At 67.3% G+C, this 19,345-nt stretch carries 15 protein-coding genes and 1 CRISPR repeat array; of the genes, 10 read left to right on the top strand and 5 right to left on the bottom strand.

Annotated features, from left to right (window positions below; genetic code table 11):
• Positions 1-290: 290 nt before the first annotated feature.
• From V5F61_RS18665 to V5F61_RS18680, 4 genes are all read right to left on the bottom strand, one after another.
• The gene (locus tag V5F61_RS18665) at positions 291-1,895 is read right to left on the bottom strand and encodes a PepSY-associated TM helix domain-containing protein (RefSeq protein ID WP_393989300.1); all 1,605 of its coding nucleotides are present in this window, start codon (positions 1,893-1,895) and stop codon (positions 291-293) included.
• Positions 1,793-2,377, bottom strand: a complete 585-nt coding sequence (locus tag V5F61_RS18670) for a hypothetical protein (protein ID WP_393989299.1) — start codon at positions 2,375-2,377, stop codon at positions 1,793-1,795. Before V5F61_RS18670 ends, V5F61_RS18665 begins: the two co-directional genes overlap by 103 nt.
• Positions 2,378-2,649: 272 nt before the next feature.
• Positions 2,650-3,909, bottom strand: coding sequence for a PepSY-associated TM helix domain-containing protein (locus V5F61_RS18675; RefSeq protein WP_393989298.1), 1,260 nt, complete (start codon positions 3,907-3,909; stop codon positions 2,650-2,652).
• 5 nt (positions 3,910-3,914) lie between these two features.
• Entirely contained in the window at positions 3,915-6,032 is a 2,118-nt protein-coding gene (locus V5F61_RS18680; protein WP_393989297.1) for a TonB-dependent siderophore receptor, read from the bottom strand.
• A 414-nt stretch (positions 6,033-6,446) separates the two neighbouring features.
• A CRISPR array of direct repeats spans positions 6,447-7,214; the repeat unit is 31 nt; unit sequence GTCGCCCCCATGCGGGGGCGTGGATTGAAAC.
• Between the two features lie 367 nt (positions 7,215-7,581).
• Between V5F61_RS18680 and V5F61_RS18685 the strand changes: the two genes are divergently transcribed.
• The 10 genes from V5F61_RS18685 (at position 7,582) to V5F61_RS18730 (ending at position 17,595) form a co-directional block, all read left to right on the top strand.
• Positions 7,582-8,340 (top strand): GntR family transcriptional regulator, encoded by a 759-nt coding sequence (locus V5F61_RS18685; RefSeq protein WP_393989296.1) that lies wholly within the window; start codon positions 7,582-7,584, stop codon positions 8,338-8,340.
• A complete protein-coding gene (locus V5F61_RS18690; RefSeq protein WP_393989295.1) occupies positions 8,337-9,083 on the top strand; it encodes an ABC transporter ATP-binding protein in 747 nt (248 codons plus the stop codon). The genes V5F61_RS18685 and V5F61_RS18690 overlap by 4 nt, the downstream gene beginning before the upstream one ends.
• 35 nt (positions 9,084-9,118) lie before the next feature.
• Positions 9,119-9,910, top strand: a complete 792-nt coding sequence (locus V5F61_RS18695) for an ABC transporter permease (protein WP_393989294.1) — start codon at positions 9,119-9,121, stop codon at positions 9,908-9,910.
• A gap of 49 nt (positions 9,911-9,959) precedes the next feature.
• Positions 9,960-10,937, top strand: coding sequence for an ABC transporter substrate-binding protein (locus V5F61_RS18700; protein WP_393989293.1), 978 nt, complete (start codon positions 9,960-9,962; stop codon positions 10,935-10,937).
• Between the two features lie 169 nt (positions 10,938-11,106).
• On the top strand, positions 11,107-12,111 hold the full coding sequence (locus tag V5F61_RS18705; protein WP_393989304.1) for a zinc-binding dehydrogenase: 1,005 nt from the start codon (positions 11,107-11,109) through the stop codon (positions 12,109-12,111).
• Positions 12,112-12,120: 9 nt separating this feature from the next.
• The gene (locus V5F61_RS18710; protein ID WP_393989292.1) at positions 12,121-12,540 is read left to right on the top strand and encodes a PaaI family thioesterase; all 420 of its coding nucleotides are present in this window, start codon (positions 12,121-12,123) and stop codon (positions 12,538-12,540) included.
• 11 nt (positions 12,541-12,551) lie between these two features.
• Positions 12,552-13,334, top strand: a complete 783-nt coding sequence (locus tag V5F61_RS18715; RefSeq protein ID WP_393989291.1) for a VOC family protein — start codon at positions 12,552-12,554, stop codon at positions 13,332-13,334.
• Positions 13,331-14,857 carry a class I adenylate-forming enzyme family protein gene (locus V5F61_RS18720; protein ID WP_393989290.1) on the top strand — a complete coding sequence of 509 codons (1,527 nt, stop codon included), beginning with the start codon at positions 13,331-13,333 and terminating at the stop codon, positions 14,855-14,857. Before V5F61_RS18715 ends, V5F61_RS18720 begins: the two co-directional genes overlap by 4 nt.
• Entirely contained in the window at positions 14,854-15,936 is a 1,083-nt protein-coding gene (locus tag V5F61_RS18725) for a PLP-dependent cysteine synthase family protein (RefSeq protein ID WP_393989289.1), read from the top strand. The genes V5F61_RS18720 and V5F61_RS18725 overlap by 4 nt, the downstream gene beginning before the upstream one ends.
• Before the next feature lie 33 nt (positions 15,937-15,969).
• Positions 15,970-17,595, top strand: coding sequence for a gamma-glutamyltransferase family protein (locus V5F61_RS18730; RefSeq protein ID WP_393989288.1), 1,626 nt, complete (start codon positions 15,970-15,972; stop codon positions 17,593-17,595).
• 28 nt (positions 17,596-17,623) lie between these two features.
• On the opposite strand, the gene V5F61_RS18735 is transcribed toward V5F61_RS18730, so the two are convergent.
• A complete protein-coding gene (locus tag V5F61_RS18735; protein ID WP_393989287.1) occupies positions 17,624-19,321 on the bottom strand; it encodes a GMC family oxidoreductase in 1,698 nt (565 codons plus the stop codon).
• Positions 19,322-19,345 lie beyond the last annotated feature (24 nt).

The following is a 19,345-nucleotide window of genomic DNA, read 5'->3' on the forward strand; positions in this document are numbered from 1 at the left end:
TGGGCGCCTTGCATCACAGCGCGCCCGGCCTCTGCGTCACGCTGCCGGGTGCTGGCGCGCCGGGGACGATCCGCTCCGCGTCGCGAAGGAGACATTCGGCAGAATGAAGCGTTCCGCTGTTTCCGGCTCACTTCAGCCCCTGTGGAGTCCATTGATCGTTTCGGCGCGAGCGTTGTCTGCTGCGTTTGGCGTCGCGGGCCGCTGAGTTTTGGCCGCCTCCATCGCCGTGATGAATGAAGGCATAGAGCACGAAGGCAGCGTCTATGACGTCGAGCCGGGGCACCCAACGATCAATCCGGCGCGACCGGGGCTTTCCGGAACAGCGGAAGCGCCAGTATCAGCGCGATGGCGACAAGGGCGGCATTGACGCCGAGCGCCATGGGATCTGCCGGGCGAATACCCCAGACGACCCCGTGGGCCGCAACGGCGGCCAGCATCGCGAGGGCCGTGGCAAGGCGCAGGCCGCGTCCCACCCGAGACGCGTCCCCGGCCAGCCGGGCATAGGCGAGGGCGGCGACCATGGTTCCGGCGTAGATGGAGAGCGGCGGGGCTGCGGCGACCAGGGACGCCAGGGCCGTGGCGGCGAAGGCGAGCGGCTGGCTCCATCCGAGCGCTGACCAGGCCTTCTCCCAGCCCGGCTGCGCGCGTCCCTTGTCGCGCCGGCGCACGAGCCAGATGGTGACGCCGTTGTAGGCGATGACGGACAGCGCGAGCCCCAGCACGCCGTACGCGAGCTTCACGGGCAGGCCGCCGAACCAGCCGAAATGGACGGGCTGCAATGCGCCGAGAATCTGCTGGCCGACACTGCCCGTCTCCAGCCCGCCATCGCCCAGCGGCTGTCCCGCGCCGTCGAAATAATAGACATTGGACAGGGCGAGGTGTCCCTGCGTCTTCATGCCCAGATGCACCACCTGCCCCGCCGTGGCCACGTGCTGCAGGTTCGCGGTCACGAATTCCGCATCGGGCGAGCCGGTCCTCACGTGGCGGATCATCATGGCGATGTCGGGCACGGGCGCGGGGGTGTCATCCGCCTGCGGCATGGGCCCGAGAATTGTGGAAAAGGCCTTCTCGGAATTGCCGTCATAGGCCGCCAGCGCCAGCACGCCGACGATCAGCGTCGACAGGCCGATCAGGGCCCCGGTGAGCGACACGGCGATGTGAAACGGCAGGCCCCATACCGCAAGTCGGTTGTGCAGGTCCGCCTCCCGCAGGCGACGCGATCCGCCCCAGCGCAGCGCGAAGGCATCCTTGAAAATGCGGGGATGCGACAGCACGCCCGAGATCAGAGAGGAGAGCAGCGCCACGCCGACGAGCCCGACAAGGAGGAGCCCCCATGTGCGTGGCAGGTGCAGCGCGGTATGGAGCTCGGCGACAAACTCCGACCATGGCGCCGCGATGGGAGTAACGAGCTCGCCCCGTGTATTCGCAAGCCACGCGCCCTCCACGCCGCTCGCGTCATCGTGGAAATAGACCGCGAGCCGGGAGCTGCTTCCGCTGGGGCCAATCACGAACAGGTCGTGGGCGGCGCCTTCGGCTTTCGCCTTCTCATGGCCATTGGCGACAACTGCGGTGATGGTATCGATGCTCAGGCCCGGCGCGACCACTGGCGCATCCGGCTGCTCCCAGCGCTGCAGCTCGTTCGTGAAGACGGCCACCGTGCCGCTCAGGCAGACGATGTAGATCAGCGCGGCGAAGGCGAGACCCAGCGCCGAATGGCCTGCCAGCATCTCGCGCACGAAGGCGGGCGACAGGAAGGACCGGCGAGCGGGCTGTGTGTTCGCTCGCGTATCCATCACGAAAACAGCCCGGGCAGGAATGCCACGCCATAGCTGATGGCGCTGACGGCCAGCAGGACGCCGGTCGCCCGCAGGAGCCTGGCGTCGCACAGCGTCCATGCCATCCCTCCGCCCCACAGCACCGGCACCAGCAGGCCGCCGAGCACGACGCGGTCGTGGATTTCGAGGGGCATCGCGAGCGCGAACGCGATCCCGAGGCCGATGGCGGCCACGCCCGAAAGCACGATGGCGAGAAATGCCTTGGCCGTGCCGCGTGCCCAGTTCGTGCGCCGGGCCTGCGGCGCGAGGGATGTCTCGCGCACGGCCCGAAGGCGAGCGGATCTGTAGTCCGCGCCCGCGAACACGACGAGGTAACCCATGAGCGAGAAGGCGAGCAGCCCGTGGGCGAGCCCCAGCTCGGGTCTCCAGCTGAGCACCATCGCCATGCCGCCGGCCGCGATCAGCAGCCAGCCGACCGCAAGGTGCTGCGGCCGGGCATCCGACCGGCGCTGCCATCGGCGCCGCAGGAACAGCACGCCCGCGAGCATGGACAGGATGGCGCCGAGCGTGAGCGACGCATGGAGAAGGGGTAAGGCCGGCATCGGATGTCCTTATGCCCCTTCGGAACGTGCGCCTGAGGCCGGGCACGACCACGCAGGCGCTATGCAGAAAATGCCGCTCGTGGCTGGTGCGGCGGGGTGGCGCGGCGCGCGGATCGAGGGGGATGGCTGCTTGACGAGGGATGACGCGGCGCAAGTCCGCCTGGGCCGACGATGCCGGAGCATTCGGTGAAGCGTGGCTTCGAAGCGCATCCCGTCGCCGGAATTTTCGCCCGCGAATGCGGGATGTCGTCGTGGCGCGCACATGCTGGCCGTCAACCACTGCGCGAGAGCAGGCCGCGCCCGGCCTGGCCCGCGGCCGCTCCGGCCATCGCCTTGCGCGCGCGGCTGACACGCCCCGCCCTTTTCTTCCACCAGATCACCACCCCCGTCACCGAAAGCCCGGCAATGGCCACGCCCGTGATGGCGATGAGGATGCGGCCGGGCAGGCCGAGGATGCGACCGCCATGGATGGGCAGCTGCATCTGCAGGAAGATGTCGCCGGCGGTGCCGACACCGGGGATCATGGACCCCGTGGGCTTTGCCGTCACGCCGTCGAAATACAGCCAGCGCAGGCCAAGCGCCGCGTCATGGTCACCGAAGGATGCGCCGAAGGTGTTGTAATGGGGGGAATAGAAGACCTCGTGCGGCGGCTCGTTCCAGCCGCGGGTCCGTGCATCTGCGCGCGCGGCTTCCAGCATGGTGTCGAAGCTCAGGACACGCGGGCTGGCCTTCTCGCCCGGCGGCCCCGAGAATGGCCCCGGCGTGAGCCGCGAGAATAGGCTGACGACGGGCTCCAACACCTCATACCGCAGGTTCATGGCCACGGATGAGACCGCCACCAGCAGCAGCACGGCGAACAGCCACAGGCCTGTCGCACGGTGCAGGTCGAGGTTGAGCCGGAAGCTGGAGCCGCCCTTCACACCGAAGGCCGCGCGCCATTTGGAGAGGAAGGGACGCCCGCGCGGGAAGGTCAGCACCAGTCCCACAATGCTGTCGATCACCCAAAGCACGGCGACCAGCCCCATGAACACCACGCCATATTCACCGGGCAGGCTGAGGTTGTGGTGGAATTCATAAAGAAACGGGATTAGCCGTTCGCGCGAGAAGCAGCATTCGCCCCACAGGCGTTCGGAGAGAATTTCGCCGCTCACCGGGTCGACGCTGAACCAGTTCTTGTCCAGCTCCACCGGAATGCCGGTGGCAGGGTCCGGCCGCCCCGTGGCTCCCACGCGCGCCGCCCGGCCGGGCTCGCGCGGAAGATCCATGTACCAGACGGAACGATCCGGATGGCCGGCTTCCACGCGCCTCGCCAGTTCCTCCGCCGGCAGGGGCGTGCCTTGAGCAGTGGCGCGGTAGACCTTGGGGTTCAGCCACTCGTCCAGCTCCTGGTTGAACGCCAGCACGCTGCCGGTGAGGCCGGCGATGACCAGAAACAGCGCCGTGGAGAGGCCGAGAATGCGATGGCTCCACACGAGAAGCGGGCGCAGCGTGAAAGTGCGCGCCGCCGTCTTGTTCACGCCTGTATCGCCCATGGATATCACCAGCGGTACTTGGCGGACGCCAGCACGGTGCGGCCCTCCGTCCAGTACCAATAGCCTTCGTTCAGCAGCGCTACTTCATCATCGAAGAGGTTCTTGGCGTTCAACTGGAACTTCCAGGCGTCTTTCTCATAATAGAGGGCGGCGTCGACGAGCGTCTGCGCCTTGTTCTTGTAGGTGTTGGCATTGTCGGCCCAGAACTCGCCGATGTAGCGTACGCCGGCGCCCACGCCGAAGCCCTTCAGCGCCTGATCCTGGAACATGTACTTCACCCAGACCGAGCCGGTATTTTCCGGCATGTTCACCGGAACATTGCCGATGGTGGCGATGTCGAGGGAGGAAATAATCTCGCCCTTGGAATAGGTGTAGGCCGCCGTCATCTCGAGGCCGGGCAGAGGCGCCGCGGAGGCCTCGAGCTCGATGCCCCGGACCCGGATGTCGCCCACAGATGAATAATAAAGGTTGGTGGGGGGCACCGCCACGGCGTAGTTCGTCTGGGTGATCTGGTAGGCCGCGAGCGTGAAAAGCGCCTTCATGAAGTTCGGCTGATACTTGACGCCGGCCTCATACTGCTCACCGTAGGACGGCGCGAGAAGGTTGCCGGAAAGATCGACATTGCTGGACGGCAGGAATGACGTCGCATAGCTCGCGTAAGGGGCGACGCCGTTGGAGAATTCGTAGAGCAGGCCGGTCTGCCAGGTGAAGGCATCGTCATCGCGGTTCTTGCCGACGATGGAGTAGGAGTTTGTATTATCCTGCGATGCGAAATCCTGCCGCACGCCGATGTTGAAGTGCCAGCCGTCGCCGAATTTCATCTGGTCGCTGGCATAGAGTCCGAGCTGGTTGGTGGTGATGTCAGAGGTGCTGCTGATCGCCGGCATGATGGCGTTCATCGGCAGGTTGGGCATCAGCAGGTAAAGGGGCGTGATGTCGTTGACGCCGCCAAAGCCGAGGCCCTGGTTGTTGCTCATCCAGAGATAGTCGAGCCCGAACAGCACCCTGTGGTTCACTGCGCCGGTCGCGAATTTCGCCTCAGCCTGGTTGTCCACGGCGAAAGTGTCGAGCGTCTCCTTCAGGTTCACAGGGTAGCGCCCGATCACCAGCGGCGAGATGAAGCCGTAAAGTTCGCCATAATAGGCATGCTCGTCGATGTGGCCGTACCTGAGGTTCTGGCGGGCAGACCAGACATCGTTGAACTTATGCTCGAGCTTGTAGCCGATCTGTTCCTGGGTCTGCTTGATGTCGTTGAAATTGGTCGATGCCGGAATACGAGAGGGCGGGACGGTGGGGCCCAGCTGAAGGTAGTAATTCGACGCCGGGACGTTCGCATCCAGGATGCTGCCGATGATGGTGAAGTTCGTGGAATCGTTCCGGAACGTGACTGAGGGCGCCAGGTAAAGCTCGTTATTCGGCGAATCCGTAACCGACCCGTCCGCCTTGCGGGCGACGCCGGTGAGCCGGTAGAGGACGGACCCGTTTTCGGTGGCAGGGCCGCCGAAATCAAACGCGACCTGGTACCACGCGGGATCGCCGATCTGCACCTCCGCCTCGCCGAATGCCTTGTCGGTCGGCAGCTTCGAGATGCGGTTCACGAGGCCGCCGGGAACCGTCTGGCCATAGAGCACGCTGGCCGGGCCCTTGATGATGTCGATGCGTTCCAGGCCATAGGGCTCGGTGCGGAAATAGGCGAACGAGCCGTTTGCCTGCCGCAGGCCGTCCTTGTAGTCGCCGAGCTGCGTGGTCGGGAAGCCGCGCACGTAGATGACATCGAACCGGGGTTCATAGCCGTAGATGCCGGTCACGACACCGGCCGTGTAGCCGACGGCATCGACCACGCTCTGCGCGCCGCGGTCGCTCATTTCCTCGCTGGAGACCACGGAGATGGAGCGCGGCGTCTCGATAAGCGGGGTGTCGGTCTTGGTGCCGGCGGCGCTGTTCGTTGCCACATAGCCGCCCACCGGGCCCCAGGCCGTCGCTGTATTGGATTGCACTTCAACCGCGGGCAGGGAGACGCTGTCGGCCTGCTGCGCGTGGGCAATGGAGGCTGTAACCAGCAGCGTGCCGAGAGCAACGGGCAGGCGCGGCGAAGAAAGAAGGTGGTTTCGTAGATCGCGCATCTATTTTCCGCTGCACAAATGTATTTAAGTTGGCAGCAATATAGACCGTAGGCGCTTCGGTACAATGGATTGTGGCGGATTTAAGCTCACTCTATAGTTTTTCTATTTCGAAGAATGATCCGGTAGCGCAGTTGCGGGCTCGCGGATTTCGATGGCTGGGCGCGGATGGTCGGCGCCGGCTGGAGGGCGCGGCGCGGCTCCAGGATCTCGACGGCATGCCGCCATTCCCATCGATCGTGCGAACCCGAAGCGGACGCGTTCCTCCGGAAACGTTCGCACGGCCTACAAGCCATTCATGAGACTGCAATTTTATCCGGCGGATGGGTCCGAGCCGCGCCACCCGGGCCAGAGCCGGCGCGGTTCGCGCTGCGCACTTTGTTTTCCCACTTGGCCCAGCCTGTTACAGACATAAGCGTCGCCCCCATGCGGGGGCGTGGATTGAAACACCACCCAGAACCCAGGGTCGCCAAGGTTATCACCCCGCTCGTCGCCCCCATGCGGGGGCGTGGATTGAAACACCACCACCCGCGCCTTGTTGGCGGCGATGTAGGGGTCGCCCCCATGCGGGGGCGTGGATTGAAACGAATTATCGATCTTGACAGACTGCACACCGGCGATGGTCGCCCCCATGCGGGGGCGTGGATTGAAACGCCCACTTCGGGGGCGGCTTCCGGTGTCGTCTCGGTCGCCCCCATGCGGGGGCGTGGATTGAAACACGCCGATGCCAGAGGCTTGCGACACCCCGGCGGCCCGTCGCCCCCATGCGGGGGCGTGGATTGAAACGCGACGATGATTGCCTCGACTGGCGGCAGCATCTCGTCGCCCCCATGCGGGGGCGTGGATTGAAACATATCAAGCGCGACGTGCGGGCGACCGCCGGCCGTCGCCCCCATGCGGGGGCGTGGATTGAAACTCGGTGGTGATCCACCCCAGGGCGTAGCTTGCCGGGTCGCCCCCATGCGGGGGCGTGGATTGAAACGGTTCGTGTCGTATGAGCCGTACAACGTGGTGCGTCGTCGCCCCCATGCGGGGGCGTGGATTGAAACACGCTCTTGCCCGAGCGGGCGGCATAGACGCGGGCACGTCGCCCCCATGCGGGGGCGTGGATTGAAACCAGTACAAGAGCTGCATCATGTGGCGCAAGGTGACGCGTCGCCCCCATGCGGGGGCGTGGAATGAAACGGCGTCCTGCTCAGGAGACGCTTCATCGACAGCCGGTCGCCCCGAATGCGGGGGCGCGTCGCAGGCGGGGGGCGCCGAAGGGGGGCTGGGCTGCCGGCGCTCGGCGGAACGCGATCGCGTCGGCGAGGCGGCTGTCCCGTTGATCGCACCTCTCCGATGCGTACGCCCTGCCGCCCCTCGCGGGAATGGTCGATCATTGAGCATCTCACTGTGAGCGGCCTACAGAAAATGCCCGCTTTGGCGGCGGAGGAATATCATCATACTGATATAAAAGTATTTTTTAAAAATCACGCTGCTCGTACTTTGACCTTTCCGCGTGCTTCCCGTCTCCGTAAGCTGCTCACAGATCGGCGGAGGAGTGATCAGCATGGGCGAGAATCACGACCACGGGGCAGGTTCGGGGACGGTGCTCGAGGTGCCCAGCGCCACCCTGAAGGGGAACCAGGCGTACGACATGCTCCGGCGCGAGATCGTGTCGTGCCGCTTCCTGCCCGGCACCCGCTTCACTGAAGCGGAGCTGATGGAGCGCCTTGAGATCGGCAAGGCCAGCTGCCGCATCGCGCTCCAGCGGCTGATCCAGGATGGCTTCGTCGTCTCCATGCCCCGCCACGGCTATCGCGTGGCGCCGATCACCGTGAAGGACGTGGAGGAGGTGTTCGCGCTGCGCATGGTGCTGGAGCCTCTGGCGGCGCGCGGCGCGGCCGGCCGCGTGAACCGCGCGCACCTGGAACGCCTGGAGGAGGCGTGCCGCGTCAAGGTGCCGATCGATGTGGGCAACCAGATCGACTTCTTCCTGGAAGCCAACCGCAGCTTCCACATGGCCATCGCGGAGGCCGCCGGCAACCAGCGCCTGTGCCGCACCCTCTCCAGCTTGCTGGATGAGATGACCCGCCTCGTCGCGCTCGGCTTCGGCGTGCAGCGCGTGCGGCCGAACATCGCCAACGACCACGTGCTGCTCATTGAATACCTCACCGCCGGCGATGCCGCCGCCGCCGCCGAAGTGGCGCGCCGCCATGTGGAGACCTTCCGCGAGATGACCATGGAAAAGGTCATCGCCAGCCTGCGCGACTCCTCCTCCGTGGTCCCGGTGGGGCCGTCCTCCAGCATGATCGGGAGCGACCGGTGAGCGTGGTACGACTGGAAAGCGTCGGAAAGTCCTTCACCCGGCGCGATGGCGAGCAGCTCGAGGTTCTCCGGAACATCGACATCGAGGTGCCGGATCGCGCGATCGTGGCGCTGGTGGGGGCATCGGGCTGCGGCAAGAGCACCCTCCTCAACATCGTGGCCGGCCTCGTCTCGCCGGACCAGGGCACGGTCTACCTCAAGGACACCAAGGCGAGCGCGTTCAAGGACTGGCGCTCCATGACCTACATGTTCCAGGAGGACCGCCTGTTTCCCTGGCGCACCACGGCCCAGAACGTGGCGCTGGGCCTGGAGGCCTTCGGCGTGCCGCGCGCCCAGCGGCGCGAGCGGGTGATGCAGGTTCTGGAACTGGTGGGGCTGGAGAAGTTCGCGGATTCTTTTCCCCACGAACTCTCCGGCGGCATGCGCTCGCGCGCCGCGCTCGGCCGCAGCCTCGTCACCGAGCCCTCCATTCTCTTGATGGATGAGCCCTTTTCCAAGCTCGACCCCTCCATCCGCTCCCAGATGCATGAGGAAGTGCTCCGCATCGCCGCGCTGAAGGGCATGTCGGTGGTGTTCGTCACCCACGATGTGGAGGAGGCCGTGGTGCTTGCCGACAAGATCGTGGTGCTGATGCCACGGCCCGGCCGCATCAAGGAAACGCGGCGGATCGAGCTTCCCCATCCGCGCAATCCCCTGTCGCCCGAGGTCGCGGAAGAAGTGCGCCAGCTGCGCCTTGCCCTGTGAGCCCGCCCGTCCCTCCCGTCAGCAGAACCGGTGCCATGACGCGCTCCCAACTCCAGATGATCCAGGATCGCCGGCTGCGCCTGATCGGCCTGCGCATGCTGCTGCTGTTCGGCCTTCTTGCCGCGTGGCAGCTCGCCTCGCTGAATGCGCCCGCCTTCATCCTCCCCAGCCCGGAAAAGGTGTGGGGCGTGTGGACCCGGCTTGTGGTCACCTCGGGCTTCTGGGCTGATTTCGGCATCACCTTCTACCGCATCGCCATGGGCTTCGCGATCGCCACCGTGGTCGGTGTCGTGCTGGGCCTGGTGCTTGGGGCCAGCCGCACCTTCGGTGAGTTCTTCGAGCCGGTGCTGGTCATCATCAACACCGTTTCGTCCTCCATCTGGGCCATCTTCGCGCTCATCTGGTTCGGCTTGTCCAACTGGTCCACCATCTTCGTGGTGTTCATGACGGCGATGCCGCTGATCCTGACCAACGTCTGGCAGGGCACGCGGACGGTGAACCGCGAATACATCGAGCTTGCCCAGACCTTCCGCATGTCCAAGGCGCAGGTGCTCACCAAGATCTACCTGCCGACCATCCTGCCCCAGTTCTTTGCCGGCGCACGCCTTGCCTTCGGCTTTGGTGCCCGCGTGAGCATCGTGGCCGAGACGCTCGGGGCGTCCAGCGGCATCGGCTATCGGCTGCGCCAGGCGGCGGACCTCGTGCAGACCGACCAGGTGTTCGCGTGGACGCTGACGCTGGTGGTCCTGATGATCGTCCTCGAGGCGGTCGTTCTAAAGCCTCTCGAAAGGCATCTGTTCTCCTGGAGGGAGCGCCGGTCGGCTTAAGTTTAAGAAAAGTACGACGAAAACAACCTTTCACCTCAGGGGACTTGTTATGAAGCGTCTTACTCTTCTCGCCGCGGCCATCGCCGTTGGCCTCTCCGCTCTGCCCGCCGAGGCGGCGAAGGTGCGGATCGGATACTGGAGCTCGGGCGTCAGCCTCGGCTTCGGCTCGTTCCTTGAGAGCGGGAAATTCATGGAGAAGCAGGGACTTGAGGTCGAGTACGTCAAGTTTCCCGATGTGAATGCGCCCACCAAGGCCATGGCCGCCGGCGCCATTGATTTCGCCATCGGCGCCAGCGCCGGCAGTGCCTTTGCCGTTGCCTCCGAAGGGCTGCCCATGAGCATCGTGCTCGCCACCCAGGTGGCGGACCTCGATTTCGTGGTGCCGGAGGATTCCCCCATCAAGAAGATGGAGGAGTTGAAGGGCAAGAAGATCGGCATGTCGCCCGCCGGCAGCGCCACCGCCGCCATCACCTCCGCCATCCTGGTCAAGAATTACGGCATGGCGCAGAGCGATTTCGAGGCGGTTCCGGGCAATGATTCCCGCCTCGCCCAGTTCCTGGCCCAGAAGAATATCGACGCCGCGGCCCTGCGCACAGTCACCATCGCGCTCCTGCCCGACATGAAGCTGCGCAAGATCTCCACCTTTCGCGAGGAGTGGAAGAAGATCACCGGCAAGGAAGCCCCGCCCGTGCTCGGCGTGGGCCTGATGCGCAACGCGTGGCTGACGGAGAACCCGAAGGCCGCCGCCCAGGTCATCGCCGCCATGCGCAATGCCTATGAGGCCGGCAAGGCCGACAAGGAGGCTGTCGCCAAGGCACTGATGGCCGCCGGCAATATTCCGGAAGCCGATGCGAAGGCCTATGCCGCTTTGTGGGACGGCATCTACACCGTCACCATGGACCCCGCCGCCGTCGCCTCCCTGAAGGCGGAGTTCGAGGTGTTCAAGAGCGTGGGCGTGGTCCAGGGCTCCCTGCCCGATGCAGCCCTGAACGCGGCGCCTTACGAGGCCTCCAAATCCATCAAGTGATCGCGTCCCCCACACGTTGAGATGCGCCCCGCGAGGGGCGCGGAACCAAGATAGGAACGGGGCCCACGGGCCCCGGGCCCAACCCGGTGTGCCCTGAAATCGCGCGCACCGAAGATTTTCACGCCCCAAGAAGAGAGAAAGTGGAATGCCCGAGACCCTGCCCAAGACAATGAAGGCCCTGGTGCTGAAGCAGCATGGCGACGTGACCGACCTTGAGGTGTTGAACGATTATCCGGTGCCGTCCGCCAAGGCCGGCGAAGTCGTCATCCGGGTCGGCGCCTCCTCCTTCAACTATCACGACGTGTTCACGGTGAAGGGCATGCCGGGCATCAAGGTGCCGCTGCCCGTCATCATCGGCCTCGATATGGCCGGCGAGATCGTGGAGCTGGGCGAAGGCGTCACCGATTGGGCCGTGGGCGACCGCGTTCTGGTGAACCCGCTCAACCCCAAGGTGGGCCTGATGGGCGAGATGGCGGACGGCGGCATGGCGCAATATTGCGCGGTCACCGCCGGCCAGCTCATCAAGATGCCGAAGGACGTGAGCTTCGTGGATGCGGCCTCGCTCCCCGTGGCCTACGGCACCGCGCACCGCATGCTGGTCACCCACAACACGGTGAAGAAGGGCGACAAGGTCCTCATCCTCGGCGCCTCCGGCGGCGTGGGCACGGGCTGCGTCATGCTCGCCAAGCAGATGGGCTGCGAGGTGATCGCCTGCGCCGGCTCCGACGACAAGATGGCCCGCCTGAAGGAACTGGGCGCGGACCACGTGGTGAACTATCGCACCACCGACTTCTCCAAGTGGGCCATCGGCCAGTATGGCAAGCCCCAGCGCCGCACCTATGACGGTGGCGTGGACGTGGTCATCAACTTCACCGGCGGCGACACCTGGCTGCCATCCCTGAAGTGCGTGAAGCGCGGCGGCAAGATCCTGACCTGCGGCGCCACTGCCGGCCACGATCCCAAGGAGGACCTGCGCTACATCTGGAGCTTCGAGCTGCAGATCATCGGCTCCAACTCCTTCTACCACGACAACCTCGCCTCGCTCATGGACATGATCCAGGAAGGCTCGCTGAAGCCGGTGGTGGACAAGGTTCTGCCGCTCGAAGAGGCCGCCGAGGGCCTGCGCATGATCCGTGACCGCGAGGTCATGGGCAAGATCGTCGTTACCCCCTGAGAGGCTGCCATGTCTGACGCACCCCTGACCAAGGAACAGGTGGAAGCCCTGCTGCTGAAGGGCCCCTTCCACCAATGGCTCGGCCTCACCGTGGAAGAGGTGGGCGAGGGCACCATTCGCCTGCGCGCCAAGTGGCGGCCGGAATGGGTGGTGAATGCCGAGAAGGGCTATGCCCATGGCGGCATCCTCGCCACCCTCGTGGACCTCACCGCCGATTGGGCGCTGGTGTCCAAGACCGGGCGCGGCGTGCCCACCGTCGACCTGCGGGTGGATTACCACCGCGCGGCCATGCAGCATGACCTCATCTGCGTGGGCAAGGTCATCAAGTTCGGCGGCCAGCTCTGCGTTTCCGAAGCGCAGATCCTGGACGAAGCCGGCAAGCTTCTGGCCAGCGGGCGCGGGGTCTACATGATCCCGCCCAAGGCCTGAGGAGAAGACCCGTGGCCGCGCTCGACCATGTGGTGATCAACACCCTCAAGTCCATGGACGCGGCCGCGGACCTGTTCGCGGCGCTGGGCTTCACGCTCACGCCGCGCGGGTACCATTCGCTCGGGTCCATCAACCATCTGATGATGACGCCCGGCGCCTATCTGGAGCTGGTAGGCGTGCCCGAAACCGGGCTGCAGCGGCAGGAGGTGCTTTCCAGCCCGCTCGGCCTCAACGGCCTGGTGTTCCGCACCGATGACGCGGATGCCACCTTCGCCACCCTCGATGCCGCCGGGCTCGCCCCGGTGGGGCCGGTCGCCTTCTCGCGGCCGGTGGAGGTGGACGGCGCCGCCCATGACGCCCGCTTCCGCACCGTGCGCCTGCCGCCCGAGGCCTTTCCCGGCGGGCGCGTCTATTTCTGCCAGCATCTTACCCCCGAACTGGTGTGGCGGCAGGAGGGGGAAACCCACCCCAACGGCTTCTGCGGCATCGACCGCTTCGTCATCGAGAGCCCGGACGCCGAGGCAGAGGCCGGGCGGCTGGCCGCCGCCTGCGGCGTGCCGGCCCGGCCGCTGGCGGCCGGCTGGCATCTCGAACTCGACGATGCCGAGGTGCAGGTGGTGCCGGGTCCCAAGGCGAATTTCCTCACCACCCACCTGCGCTTCTCCAGCCTCGCCGAGATCGAGGCGCGGGCGGTGCCGCGCCGGGATGCGATCTGGCAGCGGCATTCCCGCACCGTCGGCACGCTGATCCTGCCGACCCTTTTCCTGAACCTGACCTGCCGGAGCCGCCGATGAGCGCACCCGTGAACCTCGGCGATTTCGTCTGCCGCACCAATGCGCCGGATCATCCGCTGTTCATCGGCCTGGACCTGGAGGGGGGGGCCGCCGTCATGACCCGTGCCGCGTTCGACGCGCTTGCCGACGCGATCGCCCGCGGCCTGCTGCGTGCCGGACTCCGGCGCGGTGACCGCATCGCCATCCTGGCGGCCAACCGGCCGGAATACGTGGCGGTGGTGATGGGCGCCATGCGCGCCGGCATCGTGCCGGTGCCGGTGAACTTCAAGTTCCCGCCGGCGCGGATCGCGGAGGTGATTGCCGATTGCGGGGCGCGCGTCGTCATTCACGACGCTGAACGCCGCGCCATGCTGGACGCCGAAGCACCTGCCGGCGTCACTTTCGTCGATTTTGACGGGACCGGCGCGGCGGGACTTTCCGCCTGGCTGGACCCCGGCGCGTTCGAGCCGGTGGTGCCGGCGCCGGACGAGCCGGCGCTCAGCCTTTACACTTCCGGCTCCACCGGCCGCCCGAAGGGAGTGCTGCTCTCCCACGCCGCGCACATCTGGGTGGCGGGCACGCGCATGCGCGATGCCGATCTCTCCGGCGAGCGCATGCTGATCGCGGCGCCGCTCTACCACATGAACGCGCTGGCCTTGGCGCTGCTCGCCTGCGCCTCCGGCACCACCGCCGTCATGCTGCCGCAGTTCAAGGCCGTGCCCTATATCGAGGCGATCAGCCGCCACGGCTGCACCTTCCTCACCGCCGTGCCGCCGATGATCGCCATGATGCTGCGGGAAAAGGAGGCGCTGGCCCATGCGGATCTCTCCGGGGTGCGGACCGTACGCATGGGCTCGGCGCCGGTGACGGATGCGCTCTCCGAGCAGATCCGCAGGCTCCTGCCCAATGCCCGCATCATCAACGCCTACGGCACCACGGAGGGCGGGCCCATCGTATTCGCCGGGCACCCGGAGGGGCTGGCGACGCCCGTGGGCTCGGTGGGCTATCCCCATCCTCAGGTCGAGGTGCGGCTGGAGGGTCACGACGCGCCGCGGGCCGGCGCGCTGGAGATGAAGAGCCCGGCCATTATGCTCGGCTATCACAATCGGCCAGATGTCGCTTCTCCCATCACGGCCGATGGATACTATCGCACCGGGGACGTGTTCCGCCGCGACGACCAGGGCTTCTACTATTTCCTCGGGCGCACCGACGACATGTTCGTCTGCGGGGGCGAAAACATCTTTCCCGGCGAGGTGGAGGCGGTGCTGGATCGCCACCCGCAGGTGCTGCAATCCTGCGTCGTGCCGGTGGATGACGAGATCAAGGGCGCCAAGCCCGTGGCCTTCGTGGTGCGCCGGCCGGGGGCCGATATCGGCGAGGAGGCGCTCAAGCAATATATGCTCGCCAATGCTCCCGCCTACCAGCACCCGCGGCGGATCTGGTTCCTCGACCAGATGCCGCTCGCCTCGACCAACAAGATCGACCGCACGGCGCTGAAGCGCCAGGCCGATGCGGACCTCAACGACACCCGGAGCCGGGCATGAACACCATTCTTTCCCCGCGCCCCGTCCGCGACCGTGCCTGGGTGGCGGAAGCCATCGGCCGTATCGAGGCGGACATCAACCGCTCGGCCGATACGCACCTCATCCGCATTCCGCTGCCGCGCATGCCGGGCATCACGCTGTATCTGAAGGACGAATCCAGCCACCCCACCGGCAGCCTCAAGCACCGGCTGGCGCGCTCCCTGTTCCTGTACGCGCTGTGCAACGGGTGGATCGGTCCGGACACCACCATCATCGAGTCCTCATCCGGCTCCACCGCCATCTCCGAGGCCTATTTCGCCCGCCTGCTGGGGCTGCGCTTCATCGCCGTGATGCCGCGCAAGACCTCGCCGGAAAAGGTGGCCGCCATCGCCTTCGAGGGCGGCGAACCGCACCTCATCGACGGCTGGAACACCTCGGAGGAGGCGCGCCGGCTCGCTGCTGAAATCGACGGCCATTATATGGACCAGTTCACCTTCGCCGAGCGGGCCACCGACTGGCGGGGCAACAACAACATCGCCGAGAGCATCTTCGCGCAGATGTCGCGGGAGCCGCACCCGGTGCCGGCATGGGTGGTCTGCGGGGCGGGCACCGGCGGCACCGCCGCCACCATCGGCCGCTTCATCCGCTATCGCAAGTTTCCCACGCGCCTGTGCGTCGCCGACCCGGAAGCCTCGGTTTTCCATCGCCACTATGCGGACAGCACGGTGCAGCGGGTGGAAACCTGCAAGAGCGCCATCGAGGGCATCGGCCGCACCGTGGTGGAGCCCTCCTTCATGCCCTCGATCATCGATCGCATGGTGGCGGTGCCCGATGCCGCGTCCATCGCCGCCGCCCGCCGGGTCAGCGCGGTCACGGGCCGTTCCTGCGGCGGTTCCACCGGCACCAACATCTCGGCCTGCCTCGACATCATCTCCGAGATGAGCGCGCGCGGGGAGGCGGGATCGATCGTGACGCTGCTGTGCGATTCCGGCGCACGCTACAATTCCACGCTCTATGACGATGCCTGGCTCGCCGGCCAGGGCATCGACCTTTCCCCGCACCAGGCGCGGCTCGACGCCGTGTTCGGCCCGCGCACCTGAGCCTCCTGTTCCTCGCTTCCGGGACGATCCGTGATGAACGCTTCCTTCGACTGGGCCGCCGGCTATCCCTCGCGGCGCCTGCCGGTGTTCGGGAACAACGTGGTCTCCACCTCCCATCCGCGCGCGGCGCAGGCGGGCCTGCAGATGATCGCCAATGGCGGCAACGCGGTGGATGCCGCCATCGCCGCCGCTGCCGTCATGACCCTGGTGGAGCCGTGCAGCAACGGCCTGGGTTCCGATGCCTTCTGTATTTTGTGGGATGGCCAGCGCCTGCACGGCCTCAATTCATCCGGCTTCGCGCCCGCCGCCTGGACGCCGGAGTATTTCCGCCGCAAGTACGGTGCCGATGCCAAGAGCCTGCCCATGCGCGGCTGGGACTCGGTGACCGTGCCCGGCGCCGTCGCGAGCTGGGTGGCGCTGTCCGATCGGTTCGGCAAGCTGCCGTTCGCGGATCTGCTGGCGCCCGCGATCGGGATTGCCGAGCGCGGCTTTCTGGTTTCCACCAACGTGCAGCACAAATGGGCGGCGGCCGCGACCCTGCCGCAACTCACCGGGCAGCCCGGCTTCAAGGAGGTGTTCCTGCCGAAGGGCCGGGCACCGTTCGTGGGCGAGCACGTGCGCATGCCCGGGGCGGCGCGCGCACTCGCCCGCATTGCCGAGACGAAGGGCGCGGCGCTCTATGGCGGCGAGATCGCCGAGGCCCTGGAGGCCCATGCCCGGGCCCATGGCGGCGCGCTCACCGCCGCTGACATGGCCGCCTTCACCCCGGAATGGGTGGAGCCGGTGGCGCAGGATTATCGCGGCTACACGGTGCATGAGATCCCGCCCAACGGGCAGGGCATCACCGCGCTGATGGCGCTCGGCATGCTCTCCCACTTCGATCTCGGGGGGCTGGGCGCCGACAGCGTGGCCGCGCAGCACCTGCAGATCGAGGCCGTCAAGCTCGCCTTCGCCGACGTCTATCGCTACGTGGCCGACCCGGTCGCCATGCCCTTCACGCCGGAGCGGCTGCTGGACCCCGCCTATCTGGCGGAACGAGCCCGCCTCATCGATCCGCGCCGCGCCCAGCGGTTCGCGCCGGGCAACCCGGTGAAGGGCGGCACCATCTATCTCACCGCCGCCGATGCCTCGGGCATGATGGTGAGCTTCATCCAGAGCAACTACATGGGCTTCGGCTCCGGCGTGGTGCTGCCGGAATGGGGCGTGTCGCTGCAGAACCGCGGGTTCGGCTTCAGCCTGGACCCCGCCCACCCGAATGTGGTGGCGCCCCGCAAGCGCCCGTTCCAGACCATCATTCCCGCCTTCCTCACCCAGGATGGCGCCCCCGTGATGAGCTTCGGCGTGATGGGGGGCAACATGCAGCCCCAGGGGCATGTGCAGACCCTGGTGCGCATGCTCGACTTCGCCCAGAATCCGCAGGCGGCCTGCGATGCGCCGCGCTGGCGGTTCGACCAGGGCTTGTCCATCAATCTGGAACCGGGCAGCCCGCCGGCCTTGCTGGAGGGGCTCGCGGCTCTCGGCCACGAGGTGGCGGTGCTGAACGACACCTACCAGGACTTCGGCGCCGGCCAGTTCATCTGGCGCATGGGTGATCCCGCCGTCGAGGGCTACGCCGCCGCCAGCGATCCGCGCCGGGACGGGCAGGCCGCGGTGAGCTGAGGAGCCCGCCGGGCTCGGCCGAAGGCGGTCAGATGAGCCCGGCGGCGATCTTCTCCGCCATCATGATGACGGGGATGTTGGTGTTCGCCGTCGGTAGGCGCGGCATGGCGGAGGTATCGGCCACGAAGACGTTCTCGGTGCCGATCACCCGGCCGGCGGGGTCCAGCACCGCGTCCGGGTCGTCCGGGTCGCCGAGGCGGCAGGTCCCGCTCGCATGCCATACGCCGAAGACGTTGCCGCGCACGAAGGCCTCCAGCCGTGCGTCGTCCGCGACCAGCTCCGAAAGCGCGACGCCGGAGGATATGAACCGCCGCAGCGCGGCCTGCCGCAGGGGGGGCGGCACGTCCAGCATGGCGCCCAGCAGCTCCGTCGCCATGGCATTGGCCGGCGACACGCGGCTGAGCCGCTTCACGAACGGGGAGAAGGCCGCCGGGAACAGGTCGCCCGGATCGGGGTTGAGCGCCGGCGATACCAGCAGCCCCACCAGCGCGCGCACGCCCGCCGCCATCCGCGCGAGATCGTCGGGGTGGCTCAGCAGGCCGAGGTCCGCCTCGGGGTAGGCCTCGGGATCTGGCGAGACGAGCCGCACCCGGCCGCTGGACTTCGGCCGGTTGCACCACAGGAAATAGAGGCCGAGGCGCCGCCCCAGCCCATGCCAGCCGGCCCGCGCCGAGGCGGTCGCGTACATGTCCGAGGCTTCGCCGCCGGGCAGGCGGGACGAGAAGCGCAGGGCGCTGAAGGCGGCGCGGCGGCAGGACATGGGCAGCCGCAGGCGCGCCGGCAGGTACTGGCAGAAGGTGAGGGTGGGGTGGTCGCGCAGGTTCTGCCCCACGCCGCGCCGCTCCACCAACACGGGAATGCCGAGGGCGGAGAGCGCCGGCCCCGGCCCGATGCCGGCGCGCATGAGGATGGCTGGCGTCTGCAGCGCGCCGGCCGTCACCACCACCCGCCCGGCGGAAACCTCCCGGCGCGCGCCTTCCCGCACCAGGGCGACCCCGGTGGCGCGCGCGCCCTCCATCACCAGCCGGGTCACGCGGGCGCGGGGCCAGATGGCGAGGTTCGCCCGCGCGCGCGTCGCGGCGTCGAGATAGGCGACGGCGGTGGAGACCCGCCGGTCGTGCTCGTTATTGAACGCGGGCGGGAATACCCCGTCCTCGAAATCGCCGTTCTGGTCCAGCCGGCGCGGCAGGCCCGAGGCGGCGAAGGCCTCGGTGGCCGCCTCGGCGAAGGGCGGCCAGCCGGGCGGCAGGATGCGGCGGATGGGAATGGGGCCGTCCCCGCCGTGCAGCGGACCCTCAAAGTCGAGGTCCCGCTCCAGCCGGCGGAAGAAGGGCAGCACGTCGTCCCAGCCCCAGCCCCTGGCGCCGAGAGCGACCCATTCGTCATAATCGCGGGGCAGGCCGCGATTGGCGGACTGCACGTTGATGCTGGAGCCGCCGCCCATCACGCGGCCCTGCTCATAGGCCCGGCTGCCGCGCGTGCCGTCCGCGCGCCGGGTGGTGAAGGCGGAAAGGCCGGGCCAGATGAAGCGGTCGCCATGGAACAGGCCCATGGGGTAGCTGTCGGCGATGGGTTCGGGCACGGCGCCGGGGGGCGTGTCCTCGCCCGCCTCCAGCAGCAGCACGCGATGGGCGGGATCGGCCGAGAGACGGTTCGCCAGCACGCAGCCGGCGGAGCCGCCGCCGATGATGACGGTGTCGAAGACGGGAACCTCGGAAGACGCCATGGCGCCTGCTCCTGCGGCCCTTCG

The organism is Xanthobacter sediminis (assembly GCF_043195015.1).
In the GTDB taxonomy this organism is placed as follows: Bacteria; Pseudomonadota; Alphaproteobacteria; order Rhizobiales; family Xanthobacteraceae; genus Xanthobacter.